General features: G+C 71.2%; 13 protein-coding genes. 5 read left to right on the top strand and 8 right to left on the bottom strand.

The features are described 5' to 3' along the window. Positions 1–13: 13 nt before the first annotated feature. Genes ACF088_RS33275 through ACF088_RS33265 form a run of 3 tightly spaced genes read right to left on the bottom strand, consistent with a single transcriptional unit; the run spans position 14 to position 2,996 of the window. Positions 14–652: a lactate utilization protein C gene (locus ACF088_RS33275; RefSeq protein WP_392379606.1), complete on the bottom strand. Its 639-nt coding sequence runs from the start codon at positions 650–652 to the stop codon at positions 14–16. Further along, the gene (locus tag ACF088_RS33270) at positions 649–2,232 is read right to left on the bottom strand and encodes a lactate utilization protein B (RefSeq protein ID WP_392379605.1); all 1,584 of its coding nucleotides are present in this window, start codon (positions 2,230–2,232) and stop codon (positions 649–651) included. Before ACF088_RS33270 ends, ACF088_RS33275 begins: the two co-directional genes overlap by 4 nt. After that, positions 2,229–2,996 carry a (Fe-S)-binding protein gene (locus ACF088_RS33265; RefSeq protein ID WP_392379604.1) on the bottom strand — a complete coding sequence of 256 codons (768 nt, stop codon included), beginning with the start codon at positions 2,994–2,996 and terminating at the stop codon, positions 2,229–2,231. The genes ACF088_RS33270 and ACF088_RS33265 overlap by 4 nt, the downstream gene beginning before the upstream one ends. Positions 2,997–3,209: 213 nt before the next feature. On the opposite strand from ACF088_RS33265, the gene ACF088_RS33260 reads away from it, so the two are divergent. Then, entirely contained in the window at positions 3,210–4,883 is a 1,674-nt protein-coding gene (locus tag ACF088_RS33260; protein WP_392379603.1) for an L-lactate permease, read from the top strand. Positions 4,884–5,000: 117 nt separating this feature from the next. On the opposite strand, the gene ACF088_RS33255 is transcribed toward ACF088_RS33260, so the two are convergent. Next, positions 5,001–5,798, bottom strand: coding sequence for a FadR/GntR family transcriptional regulator (locus ACF088_RS33255; protein ID WP_392379602.1), 798 nt, complete (start codon positions 5,796–5,798; stop codon positions 5,001–5,003). Positions 5,799–6,037: 239 nt separating this feature from the next. On the opposite strand from ACF088_RS33255, the gene ACF088_RS33250 reads away from it, so the two are divergent. Continuing rightward, complete coding sequence (locus ACF088_RS33250) at positions 6,038–6,556, top strand: MarR family winged helix-turn-helix transcriptional regulator (protein ID WP_392379601.1); 519 nt, start codon at positions 6,038–6,040, stop codon at positions 6,554–6,556. 232 nt (positions 6,557–6,788) lie between these two features. After that, entirely contained in the window at positions 6,789–7,772 is a 984-nt protein-coding gene (locus tag ACF088_RS33245; protein WP_392379600.1) for a sterol desaturase family protein, read from the top strand. Positions 7,773–7,899: 127 nt separating this feature from the next. Here the strand turns inward: ACF088_RS33245 and ACF088_RS33240 are convergent, their stop codons facing one another. The 4 genes from ACF088_RS33240 to ACF088_RS33225 form a co-directional block, all read right to left on the bottom strand. Next, positions 7,900–9,087, bottom strand: a complete 1,188-nt coding sequence (locus ACF088_RS33240; protein ID WP_392379599.1) for an aromatic ring-hydroxylating dioxygenase subunit alpha — start codon at positions 9,085–9,087, stop codon at positions 7,900–7,902. A gap of 10 nt (positions 9,088–9,097) precedes the next feature. Further along, complete coding sequence (gene solA / locus ACF088_RS33235) at positions 9,098–10,258, bottom strand: N-methyl-L-tryptophan oxidase (protein ID WP_392379598.1); 1,161 nt, start codon at positions 10,256–10,258, stop codon at positions 9,098–9,100. 61 nt (positions 10,259–10,319) lie between these two features. Next, complete coding sequence (locus tag ACF088_RS33230) at positions 10,320–12,857, bottom strand: FAD-dependent oxidoreductase (RefSeq protein WP_392379597.1); 2,538 nt, start codon at positions 12,855–12,857, stop codon at positions 10,320–10,322. A gap of 47 nt (positions 12,858–12,904) precedes the next feature. After that, positions 12,905–13,990, bottom strand: coding sequence for an S-(hydroxymethyl)mycothiol dehydrogenase (locus tag ACF088_RS33225; protein ID WP_392379596.1), 1,086 nt, complete (start codon positions 13,988–13,990; stop codon positions 12,905–12,907). 365 nt (positions 13,991–14,355) lie between these two features. Between ACF088_RS33225 and ACF088_RS33220 the strand changes: the two genes are divergently transcribed. Together ACF088_RS33220 and ACF088_RS33215 are read left to right on the top strand one after the other, a co-directional pair. Next, positions 14,356–14,676, top strand: a complete 321-nt coding sequence (locus tag ACF088_RS33220) for a bifunctional 3-phenylpropionate/cinnamic acid dioxygenase ferredoxin subunit (protein WP_392379595.1) — start codon at positions 14,356–14,358, stop codon at positions 14,674–14,676. Continuing rightward, on the top strand, positions 14,673–15,830 hold the full coding sequence (locus ACF088_RS33215) for an NAD(P)/FAD-dependent oxidoreductase (RefSeq protein WP_392379594.1): 1,158 nt from the start codon (positions 14,673–14,675) through the stop codon (positions 15,828–15,830). The genes ACF088_RS33220 and ACF088_RS33215 overlap by 4 nt, the downstream gene beginning before the upstream one ends. Positions 15,831–16,061: the final 231 nt, after the last annotated feature.

The following is a 16,061-nucleotide window of genomic DNA, read 5'->3' as shown; positions in this document are numbered from 1 at the left end:
ACTCCGGAGGCGCTCATACGTCGGTACGGATCACCACCTCCAGGGTGCGCGGGCCGTGCACGCCCTCCACCCGCTCCAGCTCGATGTCGGAAGTGGCCGAGGGGCCGCTGATCAGTGTGGTCGGGTGCTCCGGCAGGAGCCGTGCCACCGCCTCCGGCACACCGGTCCGCACCGACGACAGGTCGACGACGCACACATGCAGATCGGGGACGAGGGTCAGCGCGCGCCGCCCCTGGTCCGCCGCGGCGCCGTCCAGGAAGATCGTGCCGGTCTCGGCGCAGCTGACGGCGGAGGCCGTCACCACCCCGTCCAGCGCGTCGAGCCGGGGCGCCGGAACGTCCGGGGAGTCGGTGCGGATCTCCCCGTCCCACCCGGCCAGCCAGGCCGGATCGAGCCCCGGAGGAACCCCGATCCTCCGTGCGCCGTGTGCCCGGAGTGCCTCGGCGATCACCGTCGCGGTGGTGCCCGCCGTGCAGGTGCGTACCTGCGCCTTGTAGTCGACGAGCCGGTCCGTGAAGAGGGCGAGCCGCTCCCCGTCAGGGAGGACACGGCCGGTGCGGTAGGCGCGGGGGACGGTCACCTCGGGCCGGTCGGAGCGGGCCAGTGCGTCCTGGACGCGTCGGAGAACCGTCTCCCGTGCGGTCGCGCTCACTGTGCCTCCTGCGGATCGTCGTCGGTGTGCCCTGCGCCGTGCCGTGCGCCGTCCTCCGCCGCCGCCCGCATCGTGGCCGCGCCGTCGGCGGAGGCGAACCAGGAGCGGAAGGACTGCTTGGGCGGGGCCGGGGTGTCACGGCTGTCGCTCCAGCCCTGGAACGGCGGGGGCAGACGGGAGAACGTGCCGTCCCGCCCCGCCAGTACGCGCCCGAGCCCCGCCGCCTTCTGTGCGGCCGTGAACAGCTTCGGCTGCTTCATGACCGCGGCTGCGGCCTTCATCGCCAGCTTCTCCGCGGTCGTTCCGGACTGTTCGGTGTGCTGGTGCCGCAGCTCGACCAGCAGCGACGGTATGTCGATCTTCACCGGGCAGGCGTCGAAGCAGGCTCCGCACAGACTGGAGGCGTACGGAAGCGAGCTGTTGGGGTCGTCCTTGGCGGCGTGCATACCGGCGAGCTGCGGGGTGAGCACCGCGCCGATCGGGCCGGGGTAGGTCGATCCGTAGGCGTGCCCGCCGGTCCGCTCGTACACCGGGCAGACATTGAGGCAGGCCGAGCAGCGGATGCAGTTGAGCGCCTCGCGCCCGATCGTGTCCGCGAGCGCCGCCGTACGCCCGTTGTCGAGCAGCACGAGGTGGAAGTCCTGCGGGCCGTCGCCCGGCGTCACACCCGTCCACAGCGAGGTGTACGGGTTCATCCGCTCGCCGGTCGAGGAGCGCGGGAGCAGTTGGAGGAAGACTTCCAGGTCCTGGAAGCGCGGCAGCACCTTCTCGATGCCCATGACGGTGATCAGCGTCTCGGGCAGGGTCAGGCACATCCGGCCGTTGCCCTCGGACTCGACCACCGACAGGGTGCCGGTCTCGGCGATGCCGAAGTTGGCGCCGGAGACGGCCACCTTGGCCGTCATGAACTTCTCCCGCAGATACGCGCGTGCCGCGGCGGCCAGTCCGGCGGGGGTGGCGTCCAGCGCGGGGTCGACGCCGGGGATCCGGCGGAGGAAGATCTCCCGGATCTCGTCGCGGTTGCGGTGGATCGCGGGGACCAGGATGTGTGAGGGACGGTCGTCGGCGAGCTGCACGATCAGCTCGGCCAGGTCGGTTTCCAGGGCGGTGATCCCCTGGCTCTCCAGGTGCTCGTTGAGGCCGGTCTCCTGGGTGGCCATGGACTTGACCTTGAGGACCTCGTCGCTGCCGGTCTGCCGGACCAGCCGGGTGACGATCTCGTTGGCCTCGACGCCGTCGCGCGCCCAGTGGACGGTGCCGCCGTGCTCGGTGACCTTCCGTTCCAACTGCTCCAGCAGCTCGGGCAGCCGGTTCATGGTGTCGGTCTTGATCGCCGAGCCGGCGTCGCGCAGTTGCTCCCAGTCGGGCAGTTCTCCGGTGACGTCCAGGCGCTTGGCGCGGATGGAGTGGGTGGCCTTGCCCAGGTTGCGGCGCAACTGCTCGTTGCCCAGCTCGTCGCGGGCGGCCTCGGGGAAGGTGCGCTCTCCCCGCAGATGCCCCGTCCCGTACGGGGAGCGCGGGGGGACGGCGGGCATACCGAGGAAGGTGTTACCGGTCGAGGGGCCGGTCGGCATACTCATCGGGCGGCCTCCGTCAGGGCGTACGGCGCGGAGCGGGTGGCAGCGAGGATCTGCGCCAAGTGCAGTGTTCGCGTACCGGACTTGATGCGTGAGAGACCGCCGCCGATGTGCATCAGACAGGACGAGTCGCCCGCTGTGCACACCTCGGCGCCGGTGCCGGCGATGTGGTCCATCTTGTCCCGCAGCATCGCGGCGGACGTGCCGGCGTTCTTGACCGCGAAGGTGCCGCCGAAGCCGCAGCACGCCTCGGCCTCCGGCAGCTCCACCAGGTCGATGCCGTCGACGGCGCGCAGCAGCCGCAGCGGCTTCTCGCCGACCCGCAGCATTCGCAGGGAATGGCAGGTGGGGTGGTAGGTCACCCGGTGGGGGAAGTACGCGCCGACGTCGGTTGCGTCGAGTACGTCGACGAGGAACTCGGACAGCTCGTACGTCTTGGTCTTCACGGTGGCGACCCCGGCGCGCAGCGCGGCGTCCCCGTACCGTTCGGCGACGAGCTCGTGCTGATGGCGGACCGAGCCCGCGCACGACCCGGACGGCATCACCACCGCCTCGATCGACGGGTCGCCGAACTGCTCGGCGAAGTTCCGCACCAGCGGCACCGGCTCCCGCTGATAGCCGGTGTTGACGTGCATCTGGCCACAGCAGGTCTGCTGCGGCGGGAACACCACGTCGTGCCCCAGACGGGCCAGCAGGACCGCGGTGGATTTCACCGCCTCCGGGAAGAGCGTGTCTCCCAGGCAGGTGGCGAAGAGCGCGATGCGCATGGAGCCTCCCTTACTTATGGTCCGACCATACTCATCTCGGACCGAAGATAAAAGTAAGGGCGAAGTTTGGTCCGACCTTATTGACATGCGACATCTTCAATGGGCTACTGAGGGCCGATTCTCAGCCACCGGGCGCGCCGCTCCCGCCGGGAACGGGACGTTCCGACCGGCCGGACGGCGCGCAGAACTCGATGACTCGATGAGGAGCACTCCGTGGCCTCCACACCACCCGCCGTCCTGGCGGTCTACACCCCCGACGTGGCCGCCGTCGGGGGCAGCCTCACCGCCACCGCGCTACTGGGTCTGGTTCCCCTGGCGACCTTCTTCGTGCTGCTGATGGCAGCCCGGCGGCCGGCGCTGCACTCCGCCCTGGGCGCCCTGCTGGCCGCACTGCTGGTCGCGGTCCTCGGCTACGGGATGCCCCTGCAGCTCGGTGTCCTGTCCGCCACCCAGGGCCTGGCCTTCGGCCTCTTCCCGGTGATGCTGATCGTCGTGTCGGCCATCTGGTTCTACGAACTCACGGTGGCCAGCAACCGCTTCGAGGATCTGCGCCGCTCCTTCAACGCCGTCGGACGCGGCGATCTGCGCATCCAGGCCATGCTCATCGCGTTCTGCTTCGGCGGACTCCTCGAAGCCCTCGCCGGGTTCGGCGCCCCCGTCGCGATCACCGCCGCCATGCTGATGGCGCTCGGGCTGCCGCGGCTCACCTCGGCCGTGACCGTCCTGGTCGCCAACACCGCACCCGTCGCCTTCGGCGCCATGGCCATCCCCATCACCACCGCGGGCACCCTCACCGGCATACCGGCCGGGGACCTCGCCGGCGTGATCGGCCGTCAGAGCCCGCTGCTCGCCCTCTTCGTCCCGCTGCTGCTGCTCTTCCTCGTCGACGGGCGGCGCGGGCTGCGGCAGCTGTGGCCCATCGCCCTGGTCACCGGATCGGTCTTCGCCCTCGCCCAGTTCTGGTGCTCGGCCCACTTCGCGTACGAGCTCACCGATGTCGTCGCCGCGCTCGCCGGTTTCGGCGCCGCCGTGGTCATGCTGCGCTTCTGGTCCCCCACGACGCCGGACGACCAGCGCTCCCGGGTCGAGGCCGCACCGCTCACCGGCCGCCGCGTCCGCCTCGCCGTCCTGCCGTACGTCCTGGTGATCGCGGTCTTCGCCCTCGCCAAGCTCCGCATCGGCGGACTCGACCTGCCCCGGCTGCTCGGCGCCGCCACCCTCCAGCTCAACTGGCCCGGCCTGTACGGCAATCTCCTGGCCACCGACGGCTCCCCCGCGGGCAGCGCGGTCTACAAGCTGGAGGTCCTGGCCAATCCCGGCTCCCTGCTCATCCTCTCCGGCCTCCTCGTGATGCTGATCTACAGCCGCGCAAAGGACTCCGACCGCTTCCCGATGACCGCGCGCACGGGCCTCGCCTGCGCCGGGCGCACCGTGCGGAACATGCGGACCGCCATCGCCACGGTCGCCACCGTGCTGGCACTGAGCTATGTGATGAACCAGTCGGGCCAGACCCTCGCCATCGGCACCTGGCTCGCCGCCACCGGCGGCTTCTTCGCCGTGCTCTCCCCGGTCCTCGGCTGGCTCGGCACCGCCGTCACCGGCTCGGACACCTCGTCGAACGCGTTGTTCGCCACGCTCCAGCAGACCGCGGGAAAGGCCGCGGGCATCGACCCGACCCTGCTGGTGGCCGCCAACACCACCGGCGGGGTCGTCGGCAAGCTCATCAGCCCGCAGAACCTGACGATTGCGGCGACCGCGGTGGAACGGCCCGGCACCGAGCGGATCCTGCTGCACAAGGTCGCCGGCTACAGCGTCGCGATGCTGGCGGTCCTGTGCGTCCTGGTCGCCCTGCAATCGCTTCCGGTGCTGTCGTGGATGCTGCCGTAGGGGGACGGGAGTGCATGCTCCCGCGGGGAACGGGAGGGGCGGGGCGGGGCGGGCCCGCCCGTTCCCCCGTCCGACGCGGATGCCGTCTAGCGGTCTTGCGACGCGGCCCCTGCCGTCTCAGCCTTCCCGGGCCGCCTGGTCCACGTCGTCCGCCTCGCCCGCCCGGTCCGCCTCGCCCGCCCGGTCGGCCCGGGGCGTCTCGTCGACCAACGTCCCGTGGAATCCACGGATATGCGCCTCGACCAGGTCGGCGGCCTTCGCGCCCTGGCCCGCACGCACCAGACGCAGCAGCTCGGTGTGCTCGGCGTTCAGCGCACCCGCCGTGGCCGGCCAGTCCTCCGCCGTCTCCAGCGCCCGCAGGATCAGCGGACGCACCGACTCCCGTACGGCCGAGGTGAGGGTGGAGGTGAGCTGATTGCCGGAGCTACGGGCGATGGCGACGTGGAACCGGGTGTCCAGGTCGTTGAAATCGTCGACCCCCACCTCGGGCTCCTGCATGCGCGCCACGAGCGCTTCGGCCTCGTCGAGGTCCGGTGCCGGAGCGTGCCCCGCGGCCGCCTCGAAGCTGGAACGCTCCAGCACCACCCGGGCCTCCAGCACGTCCTGCAGGCTGTAGCTCCCCAGGGCGAAGTGCAGGCGCAACAGCCGGCCCAGCGCGTCGTCCGGGTTCCGTACGATCCGGGCTCCCGCGTCCGGCCCACGGCCCGCCTGCGCGACCAGCACCCCGATCGTCTCCAGCACCCGCAGCGCCTCGCGCAGCGCGGACCGGCTGACACCGAGCACCGGTGCCAGCTCGCGCTCGGGCGGCAACCGGTCCCCGGCCTTGAGCTCGCCCGCGAGCACCCGCTCCTCGATGCGTTCGAGCACGAGCTCATGTGTGCGCGACTGCCGCACAGGTCGCCATTCGGCAGACATCCACCACTCCCCGGCTCGGCCCCGTGCTCCCTTGCCGAAACTATGTCACACAGAGCGTGTGGTCGGACCATACGGCCTGAGCTCCGGGCGCCCGCCCGGCCTCCCGGCCCGGCCCGGGCCGGCTTGGCCGGGCGCCCTGTGCGCGGCCGACCACGGCGGACGGCTCGGGCCTGGTTCGACCCCTCGGCAATTGTCACCCATGGTTGCGCAACCATGGGTGCGCAGCTATGTTGTCACCCATGGTTGCGCATTTCTCCGACGGAAGCGGGACGCCGGCGCTCGGCCCGCAGCTCCTGCGATCCTGGCTCGGTTACCGGCGTCGGATCGAGCAGAAGCTGGCCTCGGCCGGCTTCACCGACAGACGCCTGCCTGACGGCATGATCCTGCGGCTGTGCGTGGCGAACGAGGAGCTGACGGTCTCCCGGATCGGCCGCGAGATGCAGATCAGCCGCCAGGGGGCGAGCAAACTGGTGGCCGACCTGTGCGAGCGCGGTTTCCTGTCGCTGGAGAAGTCGTCCGGCGACGGCCGCGAGAAGATCGTGCGCCCCACCTCCGACGCGATCGCGTTCCTGCAGGCGTTCCACGAGGCCCGCCGCGAGGTGGACGAAGAGATCCGTGAGTACCTCGGCGGCGAGGCCGTCCGGGCACTGGCAACCCTGACGGAGCTGCTCGCCGAGCCGTCCGGCGAATGGCGCACCGGGGATATCTGGCGCGAGGTCCGGGCCCGGTCCTCGCTCCTGGACCTCGGCGACCTGTGACAGCCGGGAGCCGCAGCCCCGTACCGCCCCCTCGCCGCCCGGCCCACTGACCCACAGGGCCACGGGGCCACGGGGTCCTGTGGGTCAGTGGGCCACGGAAATACCGACTCCGCCCAGCCGCCGCTCGTCACACACGACGGACGGTGCACTCCTGACATGTATCGATCTTCGGGCGCACCTCCCGTGCGACGGGGGCCGGGATCGAATCGACCAAGCCAAGGAAGGTGACTCAGTGCAAGAGACGCTCCGACTGGGCCTGTACGCGATACCCGCGTTCCTGCTGCTGATGGCCGTCGAGTTCATCGGCTATCACCGCGAGAAGGAACCGAAGGCCGACCGGGCCGGGGTCTCCGTCCGCGACACCGCCACCAGCCTGTCCATCTACGCGATCGGGCAACTCACCAAGCCGCTCAACCACGTGATCCAGCTTCCGGTCGTGGTGATCGCCGCGGCGTTCGCGCCGCACACGCTCTCCTCCTCGGACTGGCGGGTGTGGGTGGCTGCCCTCGTTCTCGCCGACCTCGCCTACTACGCCCAGCACCGGATGGACCATCGCATCCGCCTGCTCTGGGCGGGCCACAGCGTCCACCACTCCAGCCGGCACTTCAATCTGTCCACGGCGGTGCGCCTGCCCTGGCTGATCCCGGGATCGTTCCTCACCGCGGTCGTGGACGTCCCGCTGGCGCTGATCGGCATCCCCGCCTGGATGATCTTTTTGGCGCACTCCATCGTGCTGTTGTTCCAGTACCCGATCCACACCGAACGCGTCGACCGCCTCCCCCGGCCGATCGAGTTCGTGTTCAACACCCCCTCGCACCACCGCGTCCACCACGGCGCCAACAACCCGTACCTGGACAAGAACTACGGCGGGATACTCATCGTCTGGGACCGGATGTTCGGCAGCTACGCGGAGGAGGCCGAGACCGTCAGGTACGGGCTGACCACGAACATCAACACCCACAATCCGCTCAAGGCCAACTACCACGAGTTCGCCGGGATGGTCCGCGACATCCGCCGGGCCCGTACCTGGCGCGGCAGGGCCGGTTACCTGTTCGGCCCGCCGGGATGGCGCGAGGCGGAAGCCGCAGTCCGGCCTGGCCGAACCGCTGCGCCGGCATCCGGAACCGTCGTCCCGACGCCTGCCTCCGGGCCCGGGGACGAGCGCGGTGCAGCCATGCCGACCGGCCGGGAGGACAAGGACGCGGTGCCGGTCTGACCTCCGAACGCCCCCTCCACCCGGACCTCAAGGGGTCCGGGTGGACTCATTGCGGTGGGCCGGAGGTGGGGGCTCGGCGTCGTGGTGGGCCAGGGGGAGACACCCCCTGGCCGACCCGCAGAACAGCTCAGGAGCGCGTCTCCTCCAGACAGTCCGTGACCCACTGGTGGAAGGCGCCGATGTGGTGCTCGCTGGGCACCAGTACCCCGCCGGCGCGGTAGGCGCGGGAGCTCATGGCGGGCTGGGTGCGCTCACAGGCGTCGAAGTCCTGGGCGTTGACCCGGTGGAAGAGTTCGACGGACTTGGAGAGATCGGCACCGGAGTCGACGACCTCGGGCAGATACAGCCAGTCGCATTCGACGACGGTGCGGTCGGGGGCCATCGGGAACATCCGGTGGACGATGACATGGTCCGGGACAAGGTTGACGAACACCTGCGGCCGGACGGTGATCGCGTAGTAGCGGCGGTCCTGGGTGTCCTCGATACCGGGGAGCCGACCGAAGCCCTCGGTGCCGTCCACGGTGAATCCGGTGGCCTCCTCGGAGAAGGCCGCGCCGTGGCCGACGTAGTACTGGGCGGCGAAACCGTCGGCGAACTCCGGGAGCACCTCGGTGAGTTCGGGGTGGATGGTGCCGCAGTGGTAGCACTCCATGAAGTTCTCGATGATGAGCTTCCAGTTGGCGCGCACGTCATAGGTCAGGCGCTTGCCGAGGGCGAGCCCTTCGGTGCGGTAGCGGTCGAGACAGGCGGCTTCGCCCAGCCGCTCGACGGCCGCGCCGATCACGGTGTCCTCGAAGGACGGCGGCTCGTCGGCCAGGCACACCCAGGCGTAGCCGAGCCATTCGCGGAGGGGGACGGGGACCAGAGAGCGTTCGGTGCGGTCGATGTCCGGCATCTTCTGCAGGTTGGGGGCGGCCACCAGGCGTCCGTCGAGGTCGTAGGTCCAGGCGTGGTAGGGGCACTGGAGGTTACGGCGGACCTCGCCGGACTCCTCGGTGCACAGCTGCGCGCCGCGGTGCCGGCAGATGTTGAGGAAGGCGCGCAGCTCCCCGGCGCGGTTACGGGTGATCAGCACGCTCTCCCGGCCGATCCGGACCGTACGGAAGGCGCCGGGCTTTCCCAGGTCGGCGCTGCGGACCGCGCAGAACCACAGCCGCTCGAAGATCTTCTCCTGCTCCTGCCGGAAGATGCCGGGGTCGGTGTAGTAGTGGCCGGCGAGGGTGGCGATCAGGCTCGGGGAGGCACCGGCCGCGGGCGGGGTGGCCGCAGCCGGGGACGCGGTGGCCGGGGCGGACTCGGTGTGAGTGGTCGTCATGGCGGTCTCCTCAAGCGGCCGCGGCGGCGGGCCGGCGGGGGTCGAACAGCTCGATGGGGTGCGCGGTGACCCCGGTCAGCGCGAGGTCGGCGACGATCTCGCCGACCACGGGGACGAACTTGAAGCCGTGTCCGGAGAATCCGCAGGCGACGGTCACGGTCTCCGGGTGGGCGGGGTGCCGGGTGATCACGAAGTGCTCGTCGGGAGTGTTGGAGTACATGCAGGTGGCGGCCTTGAGGAAGCGGCCGGGGAGGGCGGGGATGCGGGGACGCATCTGGTCCGCCATGGCCCGTACCTCGTGGTCGTGCACCGTGCGGTCGATGGTCTCCGGGGTACAGACGGTGCCCTTGCGGAAGAACGCGACCTTGGCGCCGCCGCCGGGGCCGTCGATCGACGGGAAGCCGTAGACCTGGACGCCCCGGTCGTCCTCCCAGATGTAGATCGGGTGCCGCTCGGGGACGAAGGGCGCGGTGCCGCCGTCGGGGGCGAACCAGTACATGACCTGCCGTTCGATGGTGAACGGCACCCCCAGGTCGGTCAGCAGCTGGGGTGCCCAGGCCCCCGGGCAGATCACCAACTGGCCCGCGGTGTAGGTGTCGTCGGGCGTGTGGACGCGGACCCCGGAACCGCCGGGCAGCTCCTCCCAGCGGGTGACCGGTTCCTCGAAGTGCAGCTCGGCACCGTCCTGGCCGGCCAGCTGGATCTGCGCGGCGACGGTGTGCTCCGGCCGGACCAGCCCCGCCCGCGCCTCGTACAGCGCGACCTCGTCCTCGGCCGGGGTGAGGGTCGGGAAGCGGCGGCGGATCTCCTCGGGGCCGAGCATCTCGTGCGGGAGGTCCCACCGGCGGGCGGATTCCAGACTGCCTGCGACGGTACGGCTGTCGGGGCGGCCGATCATCACCCCGCCGCAGAGCGTGGCGATCTCGCGGCCGGTGTCCCGCTCCAGCTTCTCGTACAGCTCGTAGGAGCGCAGCAGCAGCGGTACGTAGGCGGGGTCCTCGAAGTAGGACTGCCGGGTGATACGGGAACCACCGTGGCTGGAGCCGCGGTGGTGCACCGGGCCGAACTTCTCCAGGCCCAGGACCCGGGCGCCGCGGGCGGCGAGATGGTGGGCGGCGGCGCTGCCCATGCCGCCGAGGCCGAGGACGATGACGTCGTAGGTGGGAGCCATGCGGTTGCTCCTTCTGCGTACGGAGGGGCGGGAGCGGATCACCGGGGACCGCGGACCGGCCCTACCTGCGGATACGCTCCATCTGCGGGTCGAAGAGGGGCTCTTGCGCGACGGTCGCGGGGATCTTCTCACCGAAGTACTCGATGTGGACGGCGGTGCCGGGGGCCGTAGCGGCGGCCGGCAGCCAGGCGTAGGCGATGCCCCGGCCGAGGGTGTAGCCGTAGGCGGCGGAGGTGACGTAGCCGACCGGGACACCGTCGACATGGACCGGTTCCTTGCCGAGGACGACGGCACCCGGGTCGTCGAGGGTGAGGCAGCTGAGCTTGCGCGCCGCGGTCTCCTCGCTGCGGCCCTCCAGTGCGTCGCGGCCGAGGAAGTCACCCTTGGCGGGGCGGACGGCGAAGCCGACACCGGCCTCGTACGGGTCGTGCTCGGTGGTCATGTCATGGCCCCAGGAGCGGTAACCCTTCTCCAGCCGGAGGCTGTTGAAGGCGCTGCGCCCGGCGGCGATCACCCCGTGCTCCCGGCCGGCCTCCCAGAGCGTGTCCCACAGGCGCAGTCCCAGGTCGGCGGTGGTGTACAGCTCCCAGCCGAGCTCGCCGACATAGCTGAGGCGCATCGCGGTGACCGGGACATGGCCGAGATGGGTCTGCTTGGCCTTGAAGTAGCCGAAGGCCTGGTGGGAGAAGTCGTCGCGGGTGAGCGGCTGGACCAGGTCGCGGGCGAGCGGGCCCCAGACGCCGATGCAGCAGGTGCCGGAGGTGATGTCCCGGACCTGGACCCCCTCCTCGGGGGCGTGTCGCAGCAGCCAGTCGAGGTCGGATGCGCTGTTGGCGCCGACCTGGAAGCGGTCGGGGGCCAGCCGGGCGACGGTGAGGTCGGAGCGGATGCCGCCGGTCTCGTCCAGGAGCAGGGTGTAGGTGACCGCGCCCGGCTTCTTCGCGAGGTTGTTGGTGGTCATGTGCTGGAGGAAGGCGAGGGCGCCGGGCCCGGTGACCTCCAGCCTGCGCAGCGGGGTCATGTCGTACAGGGCGACCTTTTCGCGGGTGGCCCTGGCCTCGGCGGCGGCGATCGGCGACCAGTAGCGGGCGGACCAGGCGTCGCGCTCGGGGAGGGCGAGCCCCTCGGTGAGCGGGGCGTTGGCCTCGTACCAGTGCGGGCGCTCCCAGCCGCCGGCCTCCAGGAAGTACGCGCCGAGCTCCTGCTGCCGGGGGTAGAAGGGGCTGGTGCGCAGCGGCCGCGGCTGCTCCATGGGCTGCAACGGGTGGATGACGTCATAGACCTCGATGAAGCTCTGGGCGCCGCGGTCGGCGACATAGGCGGGCGAGCGCTGGGCGTCCTCGAAGCGGTAGAGGTCGCACTCATGGATGTCGATTCCCGGCCGTCCGTCCGTCATCCACTCGGCGACGGCCTTGGCGACGCCCGCGGAGTGGGTGACCCAGACCGCCTCGGCGAGCCAGAATCCGCGCAGTTCACGCGATTCGCCGAGGACCGGCATGCCGTCGGGGGTGAAGGAGAAGACACCGTTGAAGCCCTCGGCCACCCGCGAGGCGCCCAGGGCGGGCAGCAGTCCGACGCTGTCCTGCCAGCTCGGGGCGAAGTCGTCCTCGGTGAAGGGCAGCGAGGACGGCATCACCGGGGGGTGCCCCCTGCTCGAACCCAGCTGAGGGCTTGGGGCAGCGTCGTCGAAGGCGGGGACGGTGAAGGGGTCGACGGGCATCGGACGGTGGGCGTAGGAGCCGATGCCGAGCCGGTCGTGGTGCTCACGGAAGTAGAGGTCCCGGTCCTGGAAGCGCAGGATCGGCTTGCTCGCCTCCTCCCCCAAGCTCTCGGCTTCGCTCGAGCAGGGGGTGCCCCCATGCGGATCGTTGACGCCGTCGAGCTCGGGCAGCGGCTCGGTGGTGGCGTACTGGTGGGCCAGCGGCAGCAGCGGTACGTCCACCCCGGCCATCGCGCCGATCACCGGACCCCAGAAACCGGCGGCCGAGACGACATGGTCGGCGGGGAAGGTGCCGCGGTCGGTGACGACGCCGGTGACGCGGCCGTCCTCCCGCTCGATGCCGGTGACGGTGTGCCGCTCCAGGAAGCGGGCGCCGCGGCTCTCGGCGCGGGCGGTCTGGGCGCGGCAGGCGAGCACCGCGCGGGCCAGGCCGTCGTCGGGGGTGTGGAAGCCGCCGTACAGCTTGGTTTCGTCCAGCAGGGGCCACAGCTGCTTGCACTGCTGCGGGGAGAGCAGTGCACCGCGTACGCCCCAGGAGGCGGCGAGTCCGGCCTTGCGGTGCAGATCGGCCCAGCGGGCCTCGGTGGTGGCGATCTCCAGGCCGCCGACGGGGTGGAAGCAGGGCAACCCGTCCACCTCCAGGGCGCCGAACTTCTCGACGGTGTAGGCGGCGAACTCGGTCATGGTCTTGGACGGGCCGGTCCGGAAGACCAGTCCGGGGGCGTGCGAGGTGGAGCCGCCGGGGGCCGGCAGCGGGCCCTGTTCGAGGACGGTGACCTCGGTCCAGCCGCGGGCGGTCAGCTCGTCGGCGAGAGAGCAGCCGACGATGCCGGCACCGATGACAACCACACGGGAACGGTTTGCGGGCGTGCGGGACATGACCCTCCTCCTGCTGGTCGGGGTGGTCTGCGGTGGGTGTGACGCCGTTACAGGACCACGACGGAGCGCAGTACCCGGCCGTCGCGCATCTTGTCGAACGCGGACTCCACCTCGTCCAGGGCGATCGTCTCGGTGACGAATCCGTCGAGGTCGAGCCGTCCGCTGAGGTAGTGGTCGATGAGCACGGGGAAGTCGCGGCTGGGGAGGCAGTCGCCGTACCAGGAGGACTTCAGGGCGCCGCCGCGCGAGAAGAGATCGATCAGTGGCAGGTCGATACGCATGTCAGGGTCGGGGACGCCGACCTGGACCAGGGTCCCGGCGAGGTCGCGCATGGAGAAGCCCTGGGCGTAGGTCTCGGGGCGGCCGACGGCGTCGATCACCACATCCGCACCGTGGCCGCCGGTCAGCCCGCGCACCGCCTCGATGGGGTCCGTACCACGGGAGTTGACGGTGTGAGTGGCCCCGAAGCGGGTCGCGCCGTCCAGCTTCCGGTCGTCGATGTCGACCGCGATGACCCGGCGGGCCCCCGCGATCGACGCCCCGGCGATCGCCGCATTGCCCACCCCGCCGCAGCCGATGACGGCGACGGTGTCCCCGCTGCCCACCGCGCCGGTGTGCACGGCCGCGCCGTACCCGGCCATCACTCCGCAGCCGATGAGACCGGCGGCTTCGGGGCGGGCACTGGGATCGACCTTGACCGCCTGGCCGGCGGCCACCAGGGTCTTTTCGGCGAACGCCCCGATGCCGAGCGCGGGGGTGAGTGGGGCGCCTCCCCGCAGGGTCATGGGCTGGGTGGCGTTGCCGGAGTCGAAGCAGTACCAGGGCCGTCCGCGGCGGCAGGACCGGCAGTTGCCGCAGGGCGCCCGCCAGGCGAGGACGACGTAGTCACCGGGGGCGAGGCCGCTCACGCCGGGGCCGACGGCTTCGACGACACCGGCCGCCTCATGGCCCAGCAGGAAGGGGAACTCGTCGTTGATCGCACCGTCCCGGTAGTGCAGATCGGTGTGGCAGACCCCGCAGGCCTGCACCGCGACGAGCACTTCGCCCGGGCCGGGATCCGGCACCAGGATCGTCCGCAGCTCGACCGGTGCGCCTTGCTTCGCCGCGACGACGGCATGGACTTCGTGTGGCATGCCCTACCCCTCAGTGTTGCGCAGTGCACGACTGGTTGCGCGATGAGAGACATAGTGGGAACGACGGATCGGCAGCGTCAAGGGGTACACCCCGGCTCTTGGTAAAGGACTGATGACGCCCCTGGACACAGCCGCGGGACCGGATCACCCGCTCCGGCCCCGCCGTCATCTCCCGCCCCGTCACCAGGTCAACAGGCGTACCCCAGCCGCCGCGACAGCTCCTCGGCCGCGGCTCGGGGCTCGACGGACCGGGAATTCCGGGTATCGCTTGACGCGCCTGCCCAGCATCTGGATTCTGTTGCGCATAGCGCTTCATCGTGCGCACCGCGAAACTCGATGATACCGAACAGTAATAGGGGGGTCCTGTGATTCCTGTCTGCCCTCTCGCCGACCTGCCGACAGGCGAGTCCGTACGCATCGACACCGCACCGCCGATCGCCGTCTTCCACGCCGACGGGCAGCTCTACGCCATCGACGACACCTGCACCCACCAGGACGCCTCGCTGTCGGACGGCTGGCTGGAAGGCTGCCTGGTCGAATGCCCGCTGCACGCCGCCTCCTTCGACCTGCGCACCGGAGCGGCGACCTGTCTGCCCGCCCGCCGAGCGGTGCGCACCCACCCCGTGACCGTCCAGGACGGCATGATCTACGTCCACCACGCCGCCGAGGAGGGCACCGCCGCATGAAGTCGGTCGCTGTCATCGGGGCCTCGCTGGCAGGCCTGTACGCCGCGCGGGCCCTGCGTTCCCAGGGGTTCGACGGCCGCCTGGTGATCGTCGGGGACGAGTGCCACCGCCCCTACGACAGGCCCCCGCTGTCCAAGGACTTCCTCACCGGAACCACCACCGACCAGGGGCAACTGGCCCTGGCCGACGCCGAGGAGATCGCCGAGCTGGACGCCGAATGGCTGCTGGGCACCCGAGCCACCGGGCTCGACACCGGCGGGCGCACGGTGCTGCTCGACGGCGGCCGGTCCCTGACCACCGACGGCGTGGTCCTCGCCACCGGCGCCACCCCGCGCCTCCTGCCCGGCCCGGCACCTGCCGGAGCCCACACCCTGCGCACCCTCGACGACGCCCAGGCGCTCCGTGCGGAGCTGTCCTCGCCGCCGGTCCGGGTCGTGGTGATCGGCGGCGGTTTCATCGGCGCCGAGGTCGCCTCGTCCTGCGCCGCCCTCGGCCATGACGTCACCGTGGTCGAGGCCGCCCCGCTCCCCCTCGTCCCCCAACTCGGCCACGCCATGGCCGAGATCTGCTCCGCCCTCCATGCGGACCACGGCGTCACCCTGCTCACCGGAACCGGCGTCGCCCGGCTGCACAGCGGCGGCACCGGGAACCGCGTCACCGGGGTCGAGCTGAGCGACGGCCGGCTGCTCCCCGCCGAGGTGGTCGTCATCGGCATCGGGGTTCGCCCCCGCACCGACTGGCTGGCGGACTCCCCGCTGCCGCTCGACGACGGTGTGCTGTGCGACGCGGGCTGTGTCACCCCGCTGCCCGCCGTCGTGGCGGTCGGCGACGTCGCCCGGGTGAACGGCGTCCGCGCCGAGCACTGGACCAGCGCCACCGAACAGGCCGCCGTCGCCGCGCAGAACCTGCTGGCCGGCAGCACCGTCGCCACCCACCACAGCCTGCCGTACTTCTGGTCCGACCAGTACGGCGTACGCCTCCAGTTCGCCGGCCGCCGGCTGCCCACCGACACCCCGCGCATCGTCGAGGGCTCCCCCGACGACCGCAGCTTTCTCGCCTGTTACGAACGGGACGGGCGCACCACCGCGGTGCTCGCCCTCAACCGTCCGCGCCCCTTCATGCGCCTGCGCCGCGAACTGGCGTTCACCGCCTGACTTCCGCCCACGTTTTTGGCTGTCCCGCCGGTCCGCTGCGCTTTGCCTCGGCACGTTTTTGGCTTTCCCGCCATTGCGCCTGGCGGCGGGCCGGTCCGCTGCGCTTTGCCTCGGCCCGTTCTTGGCTTTCCCGCCATTGCGCCTGGCGGCGGGCGGGTCCGCTGCGCGGGGCTGTGGGTGCGGTGACGGACCTCCGGGGCAGGGGTGTGGGACTGCTTCGCTTTACGTCCC

Origin of the sequence: Streptomyces sp. NPDC015125, from assembly GCF_043080045.1 — a bacterium.
Lineage (GTDB): Bacteria > Actinomycetota > Actinomycetes > Streptomycetales > Streptomycetaceae > Streptomyces.
This window is presented reverse-complemented; position numbering and strand designations above follow the sequence as displayed.